At 59.3% G+C, this 16,673-nt stretch carries 15 protein-coding genes; 5 read left to right on the top strand and 10 right to left on the bottom strand.

The genetic code is table 11. The features are described from left to right. The 4 genes from QZ326_RS05655 to QZ326_RS05640 form a co-directional block, all read right to left on the bottom strand. Positions 1–775 (bottom strand): ABC transporter permease (locus QZ326_RS05655; protein WP_295742398.1); only part of this gene is annotated, 775 nt, incomplete at its 3' end. Positions 776–789: 14 nt separating this feature from the next. Further along, positions 790–2,265 carry a sugar ABC transporter ATP-binding protein gene (locus tag QZ326_RS05650; protein WP_295742401.1) on the bottom strand — a complete coding sequence of 492 codons (1,476 nt, stop codon included), beginning with the start codon at positions 2,263–2,265 and terminating at the stop codon, positions 790–792. Between the two features lie 1,171 nt (positions 2,266–3,436). Beyond that, positions 3,437–3,886, bottom strand: coding sequence for a hypothetical protein (locus QZ326_RS05645; RefSeq protein WP_295742395.1), 450 nt, complete (start codon positions 3,884–3,886; stop codon positions 3,437–3,439). A gap of 87 nt (positions 3,887–3,973) precedes the next feature. Then, positions 3,974–4,387, bottom strand: coding sequence for a PaaI family thioesterase (locus QZ326_RS05640; RefSeq protein ID WP_295742392.1), 414 nt, complete (start codon positions 4,385–4,387; stop codon positions 3,974–3,976). 458 nt (positions 4,388–4,845) lie between these two features. Here QZ326_RS05640 and QZ326_RS05635 point away from each other — a divergent pair, with 458 nt between their 5' ends. Continuing rightward, a complete protein-coding gene (locus QZ326_RS05635; RefSeq protein WP_295742389.1) occupies positions 4,846–6,243 on the top strand; it encodes an MATE family efflux transporter in 1,398 nt (465 codons plus the stop codon). A 429-nt stretch (positions 6,244–6,672) separates the two neighbouring features. On the opposite strand, the gene iolG is transcribed toward QZ326_RS05635, so the two are convergent. The 5 genes from iolG to QZ326_RS05610 form a co-directional block, all read right to left on the bottom strand. Further along, on the bottom strand, positions 6,673–7,689 hold the full coding sequence (gene iolG / locus QZ326_RS05630) for an inositol 2-dehydrogenase (RefSeq protein WP_295742386.1): 1,017 nt from the start codon (positions 7,687–7,689) through the stop codon (positions 6,673–6,675). Between the two features lie 29 nt (positions 7,690–7,718). After that, positions 7,719–8,117, bottom strand: coding sequence for a TIM barrel protein (locus tag QZ326_RS05625; protein WP_295742383.1), 399 nt, complete (start codon positions 8,115–8,117; stop codon positions 7,719–7,721). Between the two features lie 368 nt (positions 8,118–8,485). After that, a complete protein-coding gene (locus tag QZ326_RS05620) occupies positions 8,486–9,562 on the bottom strand; it encodes a glycosyltransferase family 2 protein (protein ID WP_295742380.1) in 1,077 nt (358 codons plus the stop codon). 73 nt (positions 9,563–9,635) lie between these two features. Continuing rightward, complete coding sequence (locus QZ326_RS05615; protein ID WP_295742377.1) at positions 9,636–10,616, bottom strand: BclA C-terminal domain-containing protein; 981 nt, start codon at positions 10,614–10,616, stop codon at positions 9,636–9,638. 13 nt (positions 10,617–10,629) lie between these two features. Beyond that, the gene (locus QZ326_RS05610) at positions 10,630–11,742 is read right to left on the bottom strand and encodes a BclA C-terminal domain-containing protein (protein WP_295742375.1); all 1,113 of its coding nucleotides are present in this window, start codon (positions 11,740–11,742) and stop codon (positions 10,630–10,632) included. 216 nt (positions 11,743–11,958) lie between these two features. On the opposite strand from QZ326_RS05610, the gene QZ326_RS05605 reads away from it, so the two are divergent. Both QZ326_RS05605 and QZ326_RS05600 read left to right on the top strand, forming a co-directional pair. Further along, positions 11,959–12,774, top strand: a complete 816-nt coding sequence (locus tag QZ326_RS05605; protein ID WP_295742372.1) for a hypothetical protein — start codon at positions 11,959–11,961, stop codon at positions 12,772–12,774. A gap of 298 nt (positions 12,775–13,072) precedes the next feature. Beyond that, the gene (locus QZ326_RS05600) at positions 13,073–14,212 is read left to right on the top strand and encodes an ABC transporter ATP-binding protein (RefSeq protein WP_295742369.1); all 1,140 of its coding nucleotides are present in this window, start codon (positions 13,073–13,075) and stop codon (positions 14,210–14,212) included. Positions 14,213–14,892: 680 nt separating this feature from the next. On the opposite strand, the gene QZ326_RS05595 is transcribed toward QZ326_RS05600, so the two are convergent. Beyond that, positions 14,893–15,393, bottom strand: coding sequence for a helix-turn-helix domain-containing protein (locus QZ326_RS05595; protein WP_295742366.1), 501 nt, complete (start codon positions 15,391–15,393; stop codon positions 14,893–14,895). Positions 15,394–15,892: 499 nt separating this feature from the next. Between QZ326_RS05595 and QZ326_RS05590 the strand changes: the two genes are divergently transcribed. Further along, positions 15,893–16,057: a DUF6906 family protein gene (locus QZ326_RS05590; RefSeq protein WP_295742363.1), complete on the top strand. Its 165-nt coding sequence runs from the start codon at positions 15,893–15,895 to the stop codon at positions 16,055–16,057. Positions 16,058–16,085: 28 nt separating this feature from the next. Continuing rightward, on the top strand, positions 16,086–16,673 hold a 588-nt coding region (locus QZ326_RS05585; RefSeq protein WP_295742361.1), incomplete at its 3' end, for a hypothetical protein.

Below are 16,673 nucleotides of genomic sequence, written 5' to 3'. Positions count from 1 at the left end.
ACATGGATACGCCGCCCACCACGCAGGCCGTAATGGCGTCCATCTCATAGCTCTCTGCCGCGGTAGGCTGGCCGATTGTAACACGGGATGTCATCAAGAACCCGCTCAGGCCGGCCAGCAGACCGGCAATGGCAAATGTTGAAATGCGGATCCTGGTAGTGTTGATACCGGATACACGCGCCGCCAGCAGATTGCCACCGCAGGCGTAGACCCGGCGCCCATAGACGGTTTTTGCCAGAATAAACGAGCAGACCGCAATGATGATTACCAGGAAGACCGCCAGCATGGGAATCCCCCAAAATGTGGAGGCCGCGACGGCTTTGTACTCCGCGCTGATGCCAATGACCGGCTTGCCTTTGGAGATCAGCAGCGCCAGGCCGCGGACGGCGGTCATCGTGCCGAGCGTCATAATAAAGGGGGGCAGGTTCCCCACGGCAACACCGACACCATTCACCACACCAACAGCCAGGCCGCCCAGCATGGCCACGATCAGAGGCACAATCAGCGGATACTGCCCCTGGCCCAGCATGGCCGCCAAAACGCCGGTAAACGCCACTGTAGACCCGACGGACATATCAAATCCGCCGGCAACGATGACGAACATCATGCCAAATGCCAGAATACCGTTGATAGACGCCTGCTTGAGGATATTGACCAGGTTGCCGGGCGTGATAAAGCTGGGCTTCAGGCAGGTCAGAACAACCACCAGCGCAATAAAGATCACAAAGATAAAATATTCGCTGATGAGGGCCTTCGTACGTTTCATCTCTTTCATAATATTCTCTTCCTTTATACTTTAATGGCGGAGGCCAATGCCATGATGCGCTCCTGAGAGAACTCCCCACGCTGGACCTCGCCGGAATAATTCCCCTCGCACATGACAACGAGCCGGTCGCAAATTCCCATCAACTCCGGGATTTCCGACGAGATGATGATGACCGCTTTGCCCTGCTGCACCAGATTTCCCAACAGCAGGTAAATATCCCGCTTGGCGCCAACGTCGATTCCCCGCGTAGGCTCATCCAAGATGATGATATCCGGATCGTTCAGAAGCCACTTGGCAATGACGGTCTTCTGCTGGTTGCCGCCAGACAGATTGCCGACGATCTGATTGACAGAGGGCGTTTTTATCTTCAGCTTTTCCACGTATTCCTGAGAGGCCTTATGGGCCTTGGACTTGTTATAAAGCCCTTTTGTCAGCAGCTTTTTAATGGCCACCATGGCGATATTGTCGTTGACGGTCCCGCTCAGATTCAGTCCTGTGACCTTCCGGTCCTCGGTAATGAGCGCCACGCCCTCCTTGATAATATCCTGGGGCGAGGACACCTTCACCTTTCTGCCTTTCACGCGGATCTCGCCGTGAGAGAGCGGATGTATTCCGAAAATTCCCTCTACCAGTTCGCTCCGGCCGGCGCCCACCAGACCTCCGATCCCCAGGATCTCACCCCTGCGGACGGACAGACTGACGCCCTTCACCTTGTTGTCCGCGCGGACGATATCCTTTGCCTCAAAAATCACCTCGCCAATGTCCGCGTGCAGCTTGGGATATACATCTGTAATCTCCCGGCCCACCATCATCTTGATCAGTGCGGCCTCATCCAGATTTTTTGTTTCGTCCGTGCCGATGTACTGTCCGTCGCGGTAAACACTGACCCGGTCGCAGATCGTGAAGATCTCCGCCATCCGGTGGGAAATATAAATGATGGCGACGCCTTTTTGCGTGAGCCTGCGAATGTGTTCGAACAGGAACTCTACCTCCCGTTCAGTGATGGCGGCAGTGGGCTCATCCATGACGATGACCTTTGCATTGATAGAGATTGCTTTGATGATCTCTATCAGCTGGCACTGTGCCACCGTGAGATTCCGCAGTGTCTCCTTGGGCGATACATGCAGGCCGCACTCTCTGATCAGCTTTTCCGCCTCTTCGATCTCTGCCTTTTTGTCCACGAGACCGTTTTTACGCAGCTCCCGCCCCACAAAGATGTTTTCATACACTGTCATGTCCAGGATCGGGTTCAGTTCCTGGTGGATCATCGCCACCCCCATATCCATGGCCTCTTTGGGATTGGACGCGTTATATGGCTTTCCATCAAAGCAGATCTCTCCGCCGGAGTCTTTGGTATAAATACCCATCAGGATTTTCATCAGGGTGGATTTTCCAGCGCCGTTTTCTCCCATCAGCGCATGGACTTCCCCTGGCTTTACCTGCAACTGCACATGGTCGAGCGCAACGACACCTGGAAAAGTTTTGCTGATGTCTTTCATTTCCAGCACATATTCCACACAGTTTCCCCCTTCACTGGCTATTTTGTTAGATTTTATCAGACTCGCCGAAATTCCGAAACACCCGTTTTTCACATGATGGGGGACAAATTTTGGGTATTTGAGGGAAACAACATAAATCCCTCCGCCAATCTGAACAAATTGTTGTCAGCTGTTGGGATTGGGCAGCGCTATTCTTTTCCTGTAGCCCTGTGTTTCAATGGTTACATGATTTTTCAACTTTGGGTGCTATGTATCATAGGGGTTTGCCGTTCATGGATTTCTCTTTTACTTGATATGATGTTGGCGTTCTCAGAGTTTATTTTATAATAACAAATTTTATTCTAGATAGTGTCTGCTAAAAATTACTGGATACGCAGTCTGCTCCCAAATTTGTAGGAATTTAAGAGATTTTGCGCATTTTCCCAGGCAGAGCGTGTTCGAAGAGTTGTTAATCATAAGTGGATTTGCACAAATCAGCTCTATGATATTTGAGAAAATAGGCAAAAAACATAGTCATTTCTGATACCATATATTTCCTGTAAACACTATTTAAGAGCAGGGGGCACAGTCCCAATATTTGCGCGGGACTGTGCAACATAATCAAAAATTATTTTTAAACTCCTGAAGCATGGCCTTCTCAAATCACCTGGCGGCCTCTTCTGCCATTCGGGGACCAGTGTGCCGCCCAGTGCCGGCAAACGTGCTGTCCTAGGCCTCCTCCGGCTGCTTAGTGACTCTCTGGATGATTCCCGCGGTCCAGGGCGGAGGCCGTTTCCGGTGTCCCAGAGCCCTTCGGCACTGCCTGAGGAGTCTCATTACACATAAGATTGCGTTTTATTAGGAAAACACACTGTCAAAAGAATTTCATGCTTTGGCGGGGGTCAGCCCGCCTCGACGGTGTCAGGAATGACATTCTGGACATCATCCGCTGGTCACAGGAGGTCACATGATGCAGCTCTAGCGGGTCATTGACTTGGGAAAGTTTAGAAAAAATGACGGGAGTCTGAGAAACCTGCGCATCAGCTGCGCGTGCTGCAAATCCCTCCGCCGCTTTTTGAAGCGCTCGGAGACAAAGATGGACCAGCGGGCGGCGGAGCTGCTGGAGAGTTTGGGGCTTCAAAAGAGCGGGGGCGGCCGTCAGCCGCCCCCGCTCAGGGTTCAGAAGCTGTATTCATAAGCGTTTGAGTAGCATGTGGAGATGAAAAATTTCAACCATAGCTTCAGCGGAAGAGATGGAAATCTCATAATCTTTGCTGAGACGTCTGGAATGATTGAGCCAAGAGAGGGTGCACTCCACCGCCCATCGCCAAGGGAGTTTTTTCCATTGATGGGGCTTGATTCTCTCTGAAATATCAACATTAAGGTCAAGCTGTTCCTTCAAATCAGAAACAAAAGTCCCCCGGTATCCTGCGGCCGCACAGAACTTCTGAACAGATGGATACCGCTTATACGCTCGTTTAGCGGTACATATTCCACCTTTTGTGTCATGAACATTGGCAGCATGAACCACAACAGGCAACCCAGCACATCCACTACAATGTGCCGCTTCCTGCCTTTCGTTTGTTCCACGTGCACTTGCGCATCCCTGTATATAATGGTGATATTTCTTCCCACTGCTCATCTGTCAAGTCGCTGGGATACGACTCTCGCCCTTTTCCTTCCATGTATCCTATTTTATCACTGATTATCTTCTTGTGAATACAGGTTCTTAGATCTCGATTTTCTCCTCCAGCTGGTAAAAGGTAAACGTCCCCGTGCCCAGCAGAACGCCGTTCTGGTCCGTGACCCGCACGTCATAGACGCAGATCGTATTCCCGGCCTTCACCTCCGCCGCCTCGGCGGTGACCACGTCCCCGGCCTGGGCGCTGCGGAAAAAGTTGTACGTGGCGCTCATGGTCACCGCGGCGTAGCCCCTGGACACCATGGCGGAGCCGGCGGCGGAGTCCGCCATGGTGAAATACACCCCGCCGTGGGCCAGGCCCAGGGGGTTCAGGTCGTCCTCCTCAATGGCCTTCACTACCCGGGCGGAGCCAGGGGAGATGGCCTCCACCACGATGCCCAGTTTGCGGGCGAAGCGGTTGCGCTTGTTGCGGTACTCCACTATCTTCTCAAAATCCAGCACGGCGGGACTCCTCTCTGAAAACAGACGCCCGGTACCCTTCGGCACAGGCGGCTGTTGTGCGATTTTATGGTTATTATACCAGCAAATTCCGGCAATGTAAAGCCGCGGATTCCTGACACGGGCCGGAGTTTTTTGGAGAGGCACGCCGCCGGTCTTTCCCGGTTATGAGATTTCCGCGTCTCCCGCCAGGACGGCCTCCGCGGAGCTGCCCGGCTGCACCAGGCGGAGGCGGTACAGCGCCGGGCCCTATGCCGCGCAGGCCTTTTCAAATGCCTCCTCCGCCGTCAGCGCACGCGCCTCCTCTCACGGGTTTTCTCAACTGTAAAACGATCCGGGATCTTAAAAGGCCGTTTTGGTTTTTGCCATATGCTTTTATGCAAAAACAGGTTTGCAAATCCCGCGAAGCTGCGTTATGATAGAGCCAATGCGCAATACGTCGGCCGAGGTGACAATTCGATATGATGAGATTACAAAATGAATCCCGGGCTATGGTCCGGGTGATCCTGACCCTGGCCTGGCCCACTATGCTGGAGCAGATGAGCCAGTCTGCGGTCCAGTACATCGACACCGCCATGGTGGGAGCCTTGGGCACCCAGGCCACGGCGGCGGTGGGGGCCACCAGCACCGTGGGGTGGCTGGTCTCCTCCACGCTCACCGCATTCAGCGTGGGATTTCTCGCCATCATCTCCAGGGCCTGCGGCGCCCAGGATACACGAACGGCCCGAAAAGCCGCGGCCCAGTCGGTCCTCGCCGTGCTGGTGATCGGTACGGCCGCCACGATCTTGACCACCGCCGTCAGCGGCGTGATTCCTGCATGGATGCAGGTGGAGCCCCACATCCGCCCCACGGCCTCCCGGTATTTCCTGATTCTGTACCTGCCTCTGCTGCCCCGGACAGCGGGCATCATTTTCGGCACCGCCCTCCGGGCGGCGGGCGATACCAGGACGCCTATGAAGGTGGGGCTCTGGGTGAACTGCATCAACGTGGTTTTAAACTTCCTGCTGATCTACCCCACCCGCACGGTGGTGCTGTTCGGCCGTGCCGTCACCGTGCCCGGCGCGGGGATGGGCGTTGTGGGCGCGGCCGCTGCCAGCGCCGTGGCCTTTACCTGGGGCGGCGTCCGCATCACCTGGTCGCTGTGGCGCCACCCTGAGCTCTCCCCCAGAGGGGAGAGCCTGCGGCCGGACCCGGCGATTCTCCGGCCCTGCCTGCGCATTGCCCTGCCCAATATGTTTCAGCGGTTCGGCACCTCTCTGGGCTATGTGGCCTTCGCCGCCATGATCAACTCTCTGGGAGAGGTGGCCACCGCCGCCCACACTATCGCCAACACTGTGGAATCCGCCTTCTACATCCCCGGCTACGGGATGCAGACCGCCGCCGCTACACTGACCGGCAACGCCTACGGCGCCGGGGACCAGAAGCGCATGAAGGCGCTGACAGCCATGTTCCTGCCGGTGGAAATCTGCCTGATGTGCGTCACCGGCGGGGCGCTCTTTGTCTCTGCGCCGTCTCTTATGGGGCTTTTTTCAAACAGCGAGGCGGTGAAGTCGCTGGGGACCACGGTGCTGCGGATGGTGGCGGTCTCGGAGCCGCTGTACGGCGTCTCCATCATTGTGGAGGGCATCATGATGGGCGTCGGCAAGACAAAAACGCCGTTTGTCTATAATATCATTGGCATGTGGTGTGTCCGCATTGTGGGCACCTTTATCTGTATTCATCTGCTGGGCTTGGGATTGGTGGCCGCCTGGGGCTGCATGATCGCCCACAATGTGCTTGTTTTTGTGTTCTATCTGGTTTCCTTTATCAGCGGAAGGTGGAATCCCCTGGCGGAGCGGATCGGGGAGCCATCCCGCTGAGGGCCGCCAGGCGCTCCCGCCGGAAGATACCGAGGGGGCGCCTAGCGTTGTTGTAAAATTGAAAACAGCCCCACTTTGTGGGGCCGCTTGTAAAAGTATGCGGTCGGCAGACCGTTTCGCCGCACCTTGAGGCGCGGCCAGTATCACGCCCTTAGTTAAAACCTGTATTCATAAGCGTTTGAGCAAGGTGTGGAGATGAGAAATTTTAACCATAGCCTCAGCAGAAGAGACGGAAATCTCATAAAGCATGAAAATGCCCCTTTCCATTTATTCACTTGTTTTTCAGCCTGTTCGGGCAGTTTTGCGGTCATTCGCGCAGTACGAATGGCCGCAAAACTGCCCGGCCTGTCCGCAGGCTGCCGGGACAGGCCGGGGTGTCTGCCCTCCGCTGTCAGGGGGACACAGGGAGTCAGGGAGTCAAACGCTGGTTTACTGAATTTCCGAAATCTTGACGGGCCGCCCTTCCTTGAGGGACTTGGTAGCGGCGGCGGCAATGAGGATGGGGGCCAGGCCGTCCTCGCCGGTGACCTGGGTCTCCGTGCCGTTGATGACCGCCTCGGCAAAGGCTTTCTGCTCGGCGGCAAAAGCCATGGTGTAGCGGTCCCACATGATTTTGTAGCAGGGGCTGGAGGACGTTCCATCCGCGCCGTAGAAGGTAGCGTTGTTGGGGGTATCGTTTTCGTCCATGACCGCGCCCTCGGACCCGAAGACCTCCACCCGTTGGTCGTAGCCGTAGACGGCCTTCCGGCTGTTGTCGATGACGCCCATGGCCCCGTTGGCAAATTTCAGGGACACCACGGCGGTATCCACGTCCCCCGCCTCGCCGATGGCCGGGTCCACCAGCACGCCGCCGTAGGCGAAGACCTCCGTGACCTCGGACCCCGCCAGGAACCGGGCCATGTCGAAGTCGTGGACCATCATGTCGTAGAAGATGCCGCCGGAGACCTTCACATAGTCGATGGTGGGGGGCTCGGGGTCCCGGGAGCTGATTTTCACCAGGTTGACCTTGCCGACCTTGCCTGCCCGGACGGCCTCGTAGACGGCCCGGTGGTTGTGGTCGAAGCGGCGGTTAAAGCCCACCTGGAGCTTGACCCCGGCCTTCTTCGCCGCGGCGATGACCTCCTTCACCCGCTCGATACGGTAGTCCACGGGCTTCTCCACAAACACGTCCTTCCCGGCCTCGGCTGCCTTGATGGAGTATTCCGCGTGGAGGTCCGTAGGAGAGCAGACGACGACCGCCTTGATTTCGGGGTCCTTCAGGATGATGTCCGCGTCCTTGACGATGTTGGGGATGCGCAGGCGCTGGAGGAACTCCACGGTCTCCCCGCTCATGTAAGGGTCGGCGATGGTCTTGATCTCCATCTCCGGGACAAATTTGGCGATGTTCTCCGCATGGACACGACCGATCCGTCCAGCTCCGATGATGCCGATTTTAATGGTTTTCATATGCGTCTCTCCTTTTTAAGATATTGAATTTAGAGTTTCATGATTGTTTTTACCGCCTCAGCGGTGGTGGTTTTTGGGATGAGCTCAAAGCCGATAAGCCCTGTGTATCCGGTTTTCTCCAGGCAGGCGAATACATTGGCGTAGTTGATCTCTCCGGTGCCGGGTTCATGGCGGCCGGGGACGTCCGCCACGTAGATGTGGCCGAACTGGTCTCCATAGGCCCGAATATTGTCGCAGAGGCTGCCCTCGTTCAGCTGCATGTGGTAGGCGTCGTAGAGAACCTTGAGCTTGGGACTCCCGATCAGCCGGGTCATCTCCGCCGCCATCCGGGTGGTCTGGAGGAAGTTGCCCACATGGTCCGTGGTGACGTTCAGCGGCTCCAGATTCATCAGGACGCCGGATAAAAATCGTTTCAGCGTATCTTTCATAAAACGGCCCACTCAATTTGTGATCAAAAGAAACGTTTTTTCCGTTTTGAACGGGTTACAGATCCGTTTTACCACAAGGGGGAGGGAAATACAACCATGTGTCTCCTCTCGGAGCTGTTGACAAAGTTGGTATTTTACAAGAAATGCAAGTGCCCAGACAAGAAAAAAGACGCCTTGCGGCGTCACAGCCTGTCGAAAAAGTCTGCCTGGGGGCAGACTTTTTCGACAGGCTGACAGCCCCACATAGTGGGGTTGCTAAAATTATACGGTCGGCAGACCGTTCCACCGCGTTTCAAGGCGCGGCCAATATCAAACCCTTGTAGGGCGAGTGCAGGCCGTTCGTTATCCGGGTGGTCCTGACTGCGGTGTCACGCGGAGGCCAGGGACCGGAACCACTCCCGGTTGTGGAGAACCGCCGGGGAATCCGGTTTGTAAGCCGCCGCCAGTTCGTTGAAGGACTCTGCCCGTTCCTGGTCTCCCAGGCGGCTGTAACAGACGCACAGCTGGATGCAGGGCAGATAGCCGTAGCAGTCCGGGGAGACGAAGCCGCCCCGGCGGTCATCCCGGGGGCAGGTCAGGGCCAGGGCGTACCAGTAGGCGGCCTGGCTGTACCGTTCCCGGGCAAGGAACCAGCGGCCCGCCTCGCAGCAGACCTCGGCCCTGGGCCGGTCATAGGCGAAGGTGCGGAAGAGAGAGGCCAGCGCCGCCTCATCCCGCCCCAGCGCATCCTGGCAATAGGCGCAGAGGCAGCAGGCGTCGATGTTGTTCTCCAGCCACCCCCGGCCTTCCGACAGAAAGTCCTCCAGGACTGCCAGAGCTTCCTCATAGCGCTGGTGGTAGTAGAGTTCCCGGCCGTAGTAGAACTGCTGGCGGGGGTCCAGCGTCTTTCCTGCGGCCAGTTGGGCCTCATAGATCCGCAGGTTCCGGTCCGGGTCGCCGGGGCGGGTCTTACGGTGGGTGACGGCGAAGTCTCCGTAGAGGATCTGTCCCGCCGGGGCGACGGCCTCGTGGACAGCCCCCTCCCAGCGCATTCCGGCGCGGTTTTTGATGAGCCGCTCCCGGTAGTAGGAGAAGGTGACGCGGCCGCTGTCGTCAAAACCCGTGTGATAGGGAGCCATGACCACCGACACGGCGGGGTCCAGGGTCTCTTTCAGGGTCAGGAAGGCGGCCCGGTCCGCCTCCAGCAGCACATCGTCTGCGTCCAGCCACAGGCAGTAGTCCATGGACGCGTGGGAAAAGGACTCGTTCCGGGCGGCGGCAAAGTCGTCCGTCCAGGGGAAGTCAAAAATCTGATCCGTGAATCGGGCGGCGATCTCCTGGGTGCGGTCAGTGGAGCCGGTGTCCACGATAATGATTTCATCCGCCAGACCGGCGGCGCTCTCCAGACACCGCTCCAGCACGTCCTCCTCATTTTTGACGATCATACATAAGCTGACGCTTACCATGGGACGCTCCTTTCCGTTTGCGGGAGTTTTGCGGGGGAGGCGGCAGGCGCCTCCCCCTGGCGTTAGACAGTATTCAGCTCAGCCGGATGATGGTCAGAGAGGCTCCTGCGCCGCCGCCCACCAGGATCGCCGTTCCGGCCACAACGGGCGGATAGATCTGGAGGGAGATGGTGGAGTTTGCGGGCAGGGTGACCTTGATCTGGTTTTCAAAGTGGGACGTGGACACTACGGGGGCGATGGTGGAGGCGGTGTTGTTCACGCCGTTGATTACCAGCCGGGTCCCCATCAGCAGGGACAATGTGGTGTTCACATGGTAGGAGATCTGATAGGTGCCCGCCGTGGCCACGGTGAATACCGTGCTCCCGGCATTGGCTGTGATGTCCGCGGACAGCACCTGGGCGTTGGGCAGGGGGATGGCCGTGCCGCCCAGCGCCGCCAGGATGGTGCTGCCCTGGGTATTGGCCGCGAAGGCAGCGGTGTTGGTGGGATTGGGACCCGGCGCACCGGGAGCGCCCTGGGGCCCGGTAGCTCCGGTGGCTCCGGCGGCTCCGGTGAGTCCGGTGGGCCCGGTAACGCCGGGAGCGCCGTCCGGTCCGGTGGGTCCAGTGGGCCCGGTGATGCCGGGAGCGCCGTTCGGTCCGGTGGGTCCGGTAGGGCCGGTGACGCCGGGAGCGCCAGCAGGCCCGGTGAGCCCAGTGGGCCCGGTGGCACCCTGGGCGGGCCCCTGGGGCCCGGTGGGTCCGGCAGGCCCAGTGGGACCGGGAGCGATGGGAGCGGACAGGGCGGCGGCCAGCTTGGAGGAGAGCAGCATCTGCTGCTCCACAATGCTGGACAGGGTATTCTGTACGCTCTCATTGACCTGCATGACCTCATTCAGGGCCGCTGCCTCGCTGAGGCCGGGCAGGGTGCCCAGGACGTATTGCAGCTTCTCGCCTTCGGCGTTGAGGATGTGGCTCAAGCTGAGCTCCTCAGCGGCGATGGAGGAAATGATCTCGTTAAGGCTTCCCTCGCGGGTCAGCGGGGGATCAATCTGGGGAAACGTGGGCTGTGACATACAACACCCCTCCTCAGCTCAGGCGGACCATGGTCAGCGACGCGCCGGCGGAGCCGGGCAGCAATGTCGCAACAGACGCGATGCCGAACATCTGCAGGGAGACGGTATCCCCGGCAGTCAGATCCAGCAGGATCTCGTTGGAGAAGTGGCTCAGCGACACCAGAGGGGCTACCGTGGAGGCCGTGTTGGCTACGCCGTTGATCAGCAGCCGGGTGCCGCTGGCCAGGGCCACGGTGGTGTTGATGTCGTAGGAGAGCTGGTACCGGCCGGAGGTATTGACGGTGAACACGGTGCTGGCCCCGTTGACGGTGATGTCGGGGGACAGGAGCTGGCTATCCGGCAGGGGCACCAGGGTGCCCGCCAGAATGACGGTCAGAACAGAGCCGCTGGTGTTGGCGGCAAAGGCGGATGTGGCGGTGACATTGACGCCAGTGGGTCCGGTGGGTCCGGTGGGTCCGGTGACGCCAGTTGCGCCGGTGGGCCCGGTGGGCCCGGTGACGCCCGCGGCACCGGTAGCGCCGGTGGGCCCGGCAGGGCCGGTGGCGCCCGCAGCGCCGTCAGCGCCGGCAGGGCCGGTGGCACCAGTGGCGCCCGCAGCGCCGTCGGCACCGGCAGGGCCGGTGGCACCAGTGGCACCCGTGATACCTGCAGCGCCGGCAGGGCCGGTTGCGCCAGTGGCGCCTGTCACACCGTCAGCACCGGCAGGCCCAGTTGCGCCGGTGGCGCCCGTAGCGCCGTCGGCACCGGTAGCGCCGGTGGGTCCGGCAGGCCCGGCAGGGCCGCCGGCAGGGCCGGTGGGCCCGGTGGGCCCAGTGGGTCCGGTGGCCCCTTGCATGGGGGAGGCGTCCAGCGCGCCCTGCATCTTCGCTTTCAGGAAGAGCTGGTTCTGGACGGCAGTCTCCAGCAGGCCGCGGACGCTCTCGTTGGCAGCCAGCACGTCGCTGACTGTGGCGGCAGGACCGCTGAGGCCCGGCAGAGTCCCGAGAATATATTGCAGCTTCTCGCCCTCGGCGTTGAGGATGTGGCTCAGGCCGAGTTCCTCCATAGCGATGGAGGAGAGAATCTGGTTAACCGCGTCGTCCCGTTGAATGGGCGGGTCGACCACGGGAAAACTGGGCAGAGACATAAGTGAATCTCCTTTCAAATATGGGGCGTCTGCCAGGGCCGCCGGCACAGCGGCCGGAGAGAGAACCGGCGAAACGCCCGGGATATTCTATGCGCCTCCGAAGCGGCGGGTTCCGGCGGAACCGGGCCGCTTCGGAGGGCATAGAATGGAGCGGCGGCCCATGCCGCACATCGCCGCCGCAGGCTCCAGGCCCCGGCGGCCTATGGAGATTTTGATATGTCTATGCCTTCCTTTCCGCCCAACGGCGCGGATATGACACGGGAGGAAGCCCTGACCATGATTATTGCGTCCATTGCCATGGAGGAGCTTGCCCTGAGCCACATCCTCAACGCCGAGGGCGAGAAGCTGCAGTACATTCTGGGGACCCTGCCGGGGACAAAGCCCTGCGCGGGCCATCAGGAGGTGCTGGCAGTCAATAAAAGTGTCGCCGCCCTGCTGGAGGCGGTGGCCCAAAATCAGATTCTGCTGAAAAGCAAGCTGGAGAAGGTGCTGGAGGCCTGTCCGCCCCCGTCGCCGCCCTGCCCGCCGCCCTGGTGGGGGCCCTGTCCCGGACCTTGTCCTGAACCCTGTCCCGGGCCGTGTCCGGGCGGGCCGAAGCCCCGGGAGAAAAGCGCCCTCCAGCTGGCGGGCCAGCGGGAGGGGATGTTGTGGAACCGGGGATGCCGCCTGCCTTGGCGGCGGCGTATCCTGCGGGGAGATGACATCCACTGGAGCGAGGAGGCCCCCACCCAGATCCGGCTGAACCCGGGAAAGGCCTATGCTGTGCAGTACACACTGAACGTCTGTGCCATGCACCCGGCGGAGGAGACGGGGGCTATCCTGCTACGGCAGACGCCGTGCGGCGCGTTTACGGAGACGCTGCCCCTGCGCTTTTCCATGGAGCGCTTTTCAGGCAAGCCTCAAACCCTGCGGTACGCCGCCGTGCTGTATCCCTGCATGGAGAACGGAGGCGAGGCGGAGCTCTCTCTGGTACTGGACGCCAAAAGCCCCCTCTGTGTGGAGCGGGCGGCCATGGATGTGGCGGAACTCTGAATCTGGGAGATCAGCAAGAGGCGCACCGGCTCAGCCGGTGCGCCTCAGACTGTCAAAAAACGCATGAAATGTATGCAGCGGAAAGCGGGGGTGTGCAGGGAACCCAAGAGGGGCCTCTTCCCGGCGGCGGGCGGAAAGGGGCTTTTCAGCGTTTCTGAGAGGTGTAAAAATACATGTTGAAATCTCCCACTGTTTTCTATATAATGATGTCGGATTCCTACATAAAGGGGCGTTTTGCCAAAGAGTCTGAACGGGCTCTGAAACGGTGGGCCCCCATGCAGAGAGGGGAGACAGCGCATTGGAAGAGTTCTTGAGAATGGAGCATGTCAGCAAGCGGTTCGGCGATTTTTACGCCAACAAGGACATCAATCTCACTGTCTACAAGGGTGAAGTGCTCACGTTGCTGGGGGAGAACGGTGCGGGAAAGTCCACGCTGATGAATGTCCTGATCGGCCTCTACCAGCCCACGGAGGGCAGCATCTACTTAAACGGACAAAAGGTCCGCATCGACTCGCCGGCCCAGGCGGTGAAGCTGGGGATCGGCATGGTGCACCAGCACTTCATGCTGGTGGAGGCCATGACAGTGTTTGAGAACATCATCCTGGGGGACCGGAATACCAAGGGAGTTTTCATCGACCGGGATACCCGGAAAAAGGAGATTTTGGAGCTCTCCGCCCGGTACGGCCTGGACGTTGAGTTGGACCGTCCCATCACGGAGATCGCCGTGGGCGCCCAGCAGCGGGTGGAGATATTGAAGGCCCTGTACCGGGGCGCGGAGCTTCTGGTGCTGGACGAGCCCTCCGCGGCCCTGACAGACATTGAGGTGGAGGGCCTCTTTAAGATCATGCGGAAGCTGACGGAGGAGGGCAAGAGCGTCATCTTCATCAGCCACAAGATGCGGGAGGTCATGCACATCTCCGACCGTATCACCATTCTCCGCTCCGGCGAGGTGGTTACCACCCTCAGGCGGGAGGAGACCGACGGACAGGCCCTGGCCAACCTGATGATCGGCCGGGAGCTGGCGCCCTCCCAGTATACGAAGGTGGAGCAGGCCGGCGATCCGGTCATCCAGCTCAGGGGCGTGGATTTTCAGAAGGATTCCAAGCACAACGGCCTCAGCGGCGTGAGCCTCACGGTGGGCCGGGGGGAGATCGTGGGCATCGCCGGCGTGGACGGCAACGGCCAGAGCCAGCTTGCCCAGGTAGTGACCGGCGTGCTGACGCCGGACGCCGGCACGGTGGACATGAAGGGGTCCCAGGTGGCCCAGTTCACTCCCAACGGCTTTATTTTGGAAAACGTGTCCCACATCCCGGAGGACCGCAACAAAATGGGCCTCATCGGGGAGATGTCCGTGAAGGACAACATTGTCCTGAAGACCACGGAAACCGAGGCGTTTTCCAGCTGTAGAGAGACAGGATATTTGAGAAACGCGGGATAAACCGGGATGGGACGGGAAGACATGAGAAAACCCGCTATTTCAGCGGGAAACGAGGCATTTTCAACCGGGACGGGCCCGCGAGCGGGGGCTCAATTCTCGGACAACTTGAGACGGGGGCGTCGACGCGGTCGGCGCTCTTTTTTTCATGCCCTGGACGGCCCAGGAAGGGCTCAGGACGGCGGCGGGGCCGTGGGACGTATGCGAGGGCCCAGGAGCCCGGAAACCCTTGTAAATCAGCCCCTACAAGGCAGGAGGGCCGCTCCACCCGCCCCGGAAGTCAGCAGCAGCAGCAGACGCAAGAGGGCGGGCTTTGCGGCCCATGGTGAGATTATAGCAGACGGGCCCGGAAAAGGCAAGGGGCGGGCCGTGCAAACAGGGGCGTTAAACGTGCAGAAAATAACGGCGGGAGTGTTAAAACCCCCGTTTTGAGGGCCACCATCACCGCGATCGGCGCGGGCCGGACTGTTACAAGGCGTTACTCGGGCCGTTCAGAGGCGAGCGACGCCGAGCCCTGGGCGCGGGAAATCGGCCCGGAGCAATTCTTCAAATCAACCAAACCCGCGAAGAATTGCAGAATTGCCCGTAAATCAAGGGGTTCCGGGCTCCCGGCACCGTCGAGCGCCGCTTTTTTCAATTCTTCATGTTTTGGATTTAGTTTTTAATCATACAGGCGCAAAAAATCAGGCGGTTCCGTCGCGGGCCTCACGGCCTTCGGCGGGGCCGCTTTCCTCGCCGTTCTCGTCGAAATATGTCCAGTAGATAGACCCCGCCTTTTTCCCAAGTCGCCGCTTGTATTTGAGATGGACGATGTCGAAGACGTCCTCCCGCTCCTCCTCCGGCAGGAGTCGGAACATGGCGACGAGATCAGTCTCAAGGCTCGAGAGCGGGCTCCCATCACAGAGGAGACCTTGCTCTCGCTTTACGGCCTCAAGATCGGGCGGCGCGGGCTGGGAGTTCTCATTTGTTACATCCTCACCTGTTAGAACCCATTCCATAGAAACGCCGAGAGCGGTCGCGATCTTGTAGAGGGAAACCGTGTCGGGAACCCTTTTCCCCGTGCAATATTGACTCAAGGCCGTGGTAGAAAGCCCTGTTTTATTGCAGACGTCGAGCTGTCTCATGTCCAGCTCTTTAATACGCCTTGCAATCCTATTTCCAACATCCGAGAATACGATCTCCATTGAAAATCCTCCCTTGTGAAATCTGATTTAACAATCGAGAAAAAACCTATTGACAAATCCTCATTTGTTAAATATAATAGGCTATGGTGAGATTAAGAATTTAAGCAACAACAGCATACCACACCCCAGGCGAAAAGGAAAGCAGAAAAGGAGGTCGGTCGGTAGAGTAGAAGGGAGCGGCGAGGGCTCCACCCCCTTTACTTCAATTCATTCTCGGCTTTACAGACAGGGCAAAGCACCACCCGGCGAACAGAGAGAGACCGGATGGGAGCATCGCAGGAGTGGCACCGATACTTCGAGAGTTTGCAAACCGAAGCATAGCAAAAGGGGCCGGACACGGGGCCCGGAGCTGTTCCCCCAGCTCCGAAGCCGACCGAGTCCTTGCGGATAGACGTCCTTGAGTCCTTGCGAATGGTAAACCGAAATTTTTTCATCGAGCGCCCTCGCCGCTCCCCTCTACTCTACCACAGCCTCCCCGGAAAAGCAAAGGAGGCAGCACATGAGAAACGGCAAGAAGCCCACGCGGAAGCAGAAGATCAGGCTCGGGCAAGCGGGCCTCTCCCCGGAGAACTGGCTCGTCATCAAGCAGAAGCAGAACGGCGAGCTCGTCATCCTCCACAAGCACACCGACAAGATCAGGGTCGTCCCGGCTTTGGTCGGCTGACCCCCACAACAGGAAGGAGCAGCAGCAGATGAACGAGTACAAACTTCAATATCACTATCCCGAGAGCTCCATCGACACCGCCTACATCGTCGAGCGGACAGAGGCCGCAGCCCGGAAAACCCTCATCAAGCGGTTCGGCAAGGAGATCGAGATTGACGACACGGAGCTCGTCTCCACCGACGCCAATGCCACGAAGGAGCAGGAGCGGGAGACCCTCGAGAAGATCAAGGCCATGGTCGAGGAGCTGGGCCCTCAGTCCTACCTCAAGACAGCGTTCACGGGCGTCTATGAGGTCGCCGAGATGAACATTGAGGAGGACGCGGCCTACAGCTTCCCCGGGCGGATCAGCCTCCTCGAGGAACAGCTCCGGGAGATGGGGAGCAAGTACAACGCGGCCCACTCCGACGCGGAGGTCTTGAGGAGTCAACTCGACCACGTCCAGGAGCAGGTCGACGCCCTCAAGGGGCGGCAGCTCCCCGCGTGGCTTCAAAGCGCCGCCTATGGCCTCGTAGTCGAGGAGCTCGCCGCCGCCCAGAAGCGGATGGAGCAGAGCGCCGAGACTATGGCCTACTACGCCGAAGCGCCCCAGGACATCGCCTTCGCCGAGGCCGTCAAG

Origin of the sequence: uncultured Oscillibacter sp. (genome assembly GCF_910587525.1) — a bacterium.
In the GTDB taxonomy this organism is placed as follows: Bacteria; Bacillota; Clostridia; order Oscillospirales; family Oscillospiraceae; genus Oscillibacter.
This window is presented reverse-complemented; position numbering and strand designations above follow the sequence as displayed.

Coding starts and splice junctions, on each gene's coding strand:
- QZ326_RS05590 (WP_295742363.1), top strand. CDS start 15,893: ATGAGAAACGGCAAGAAGCCCACGCGGAAGCAGAAGATCAGGCTCGGG.
- QZ326_RS05605 (WP_295742372.1), top strand. CDS start 11,959: ATGTCTATGCCTTCCTTTCCGCCCAACGGCGCGGATATGACACGGGAG.
- iolG (WP_295742386.1), bottom strand. CDS start 7,689: ATGAAAACCATTAAAATCGGCATCATCGGAGCTGGACGGATCGGTCGT.
- QZ326_RS05610 (WP_295742375.1), bottom strand. CDS start 11,742: ATGTCTCTGCCCAGTTTTCCCGTGGTCGACCCGCCCATTCAACGGGAC.
- QZ326_RS05650 (WP_295742401.1), bottom strand. CDS start 2,265: ATGAAAGACATCAGCAAAACTTTTCCAGGTGTCGTTGCGCTCGACCAT.
- QZ326_RS05645 (WP_295742395.1), bottom strand. CDS start 3,886: ATGAGCAGTGGGAAGAAATATCACCATTATATACAGGGATGCGCAAGT.
- QZ326_RS05635 (WP_295742389.1), top strand. CDS start 4,846: ATGATGAGATTACAAAATGAATCCCGGGCTATGGTCCGGGTGATCCTG.
- QZ326_RS05620 (WP_295742380.1), bottom strand. CDS start 9,562: ATGGTAAGCGTCAGCTTATGTATGATCGTCAAAAATGAGGAGGACGTG.
- QZ326_RS05595 (WP_295742366.1), bottom strand. CDS start 15,393: ATGGAGATCGTATTCTCGGATGTTGGAAATAGGATTGCAAGGCGTATT.
- QZ326_RS05615 (WP_295742377.1), bottom strand. CDS start 10,616: ATGTCACAGCCCACGTTTCCCCAGATTGATCCCCCGCTGACCCGCGAG.
- QZ326_RS05625 (WP_295742383.1), bottom strand. CDS start 8,117: ATGAAAGATACGCTGAAACGATTTTTATCCGGCGTCCTGATGAATCTG.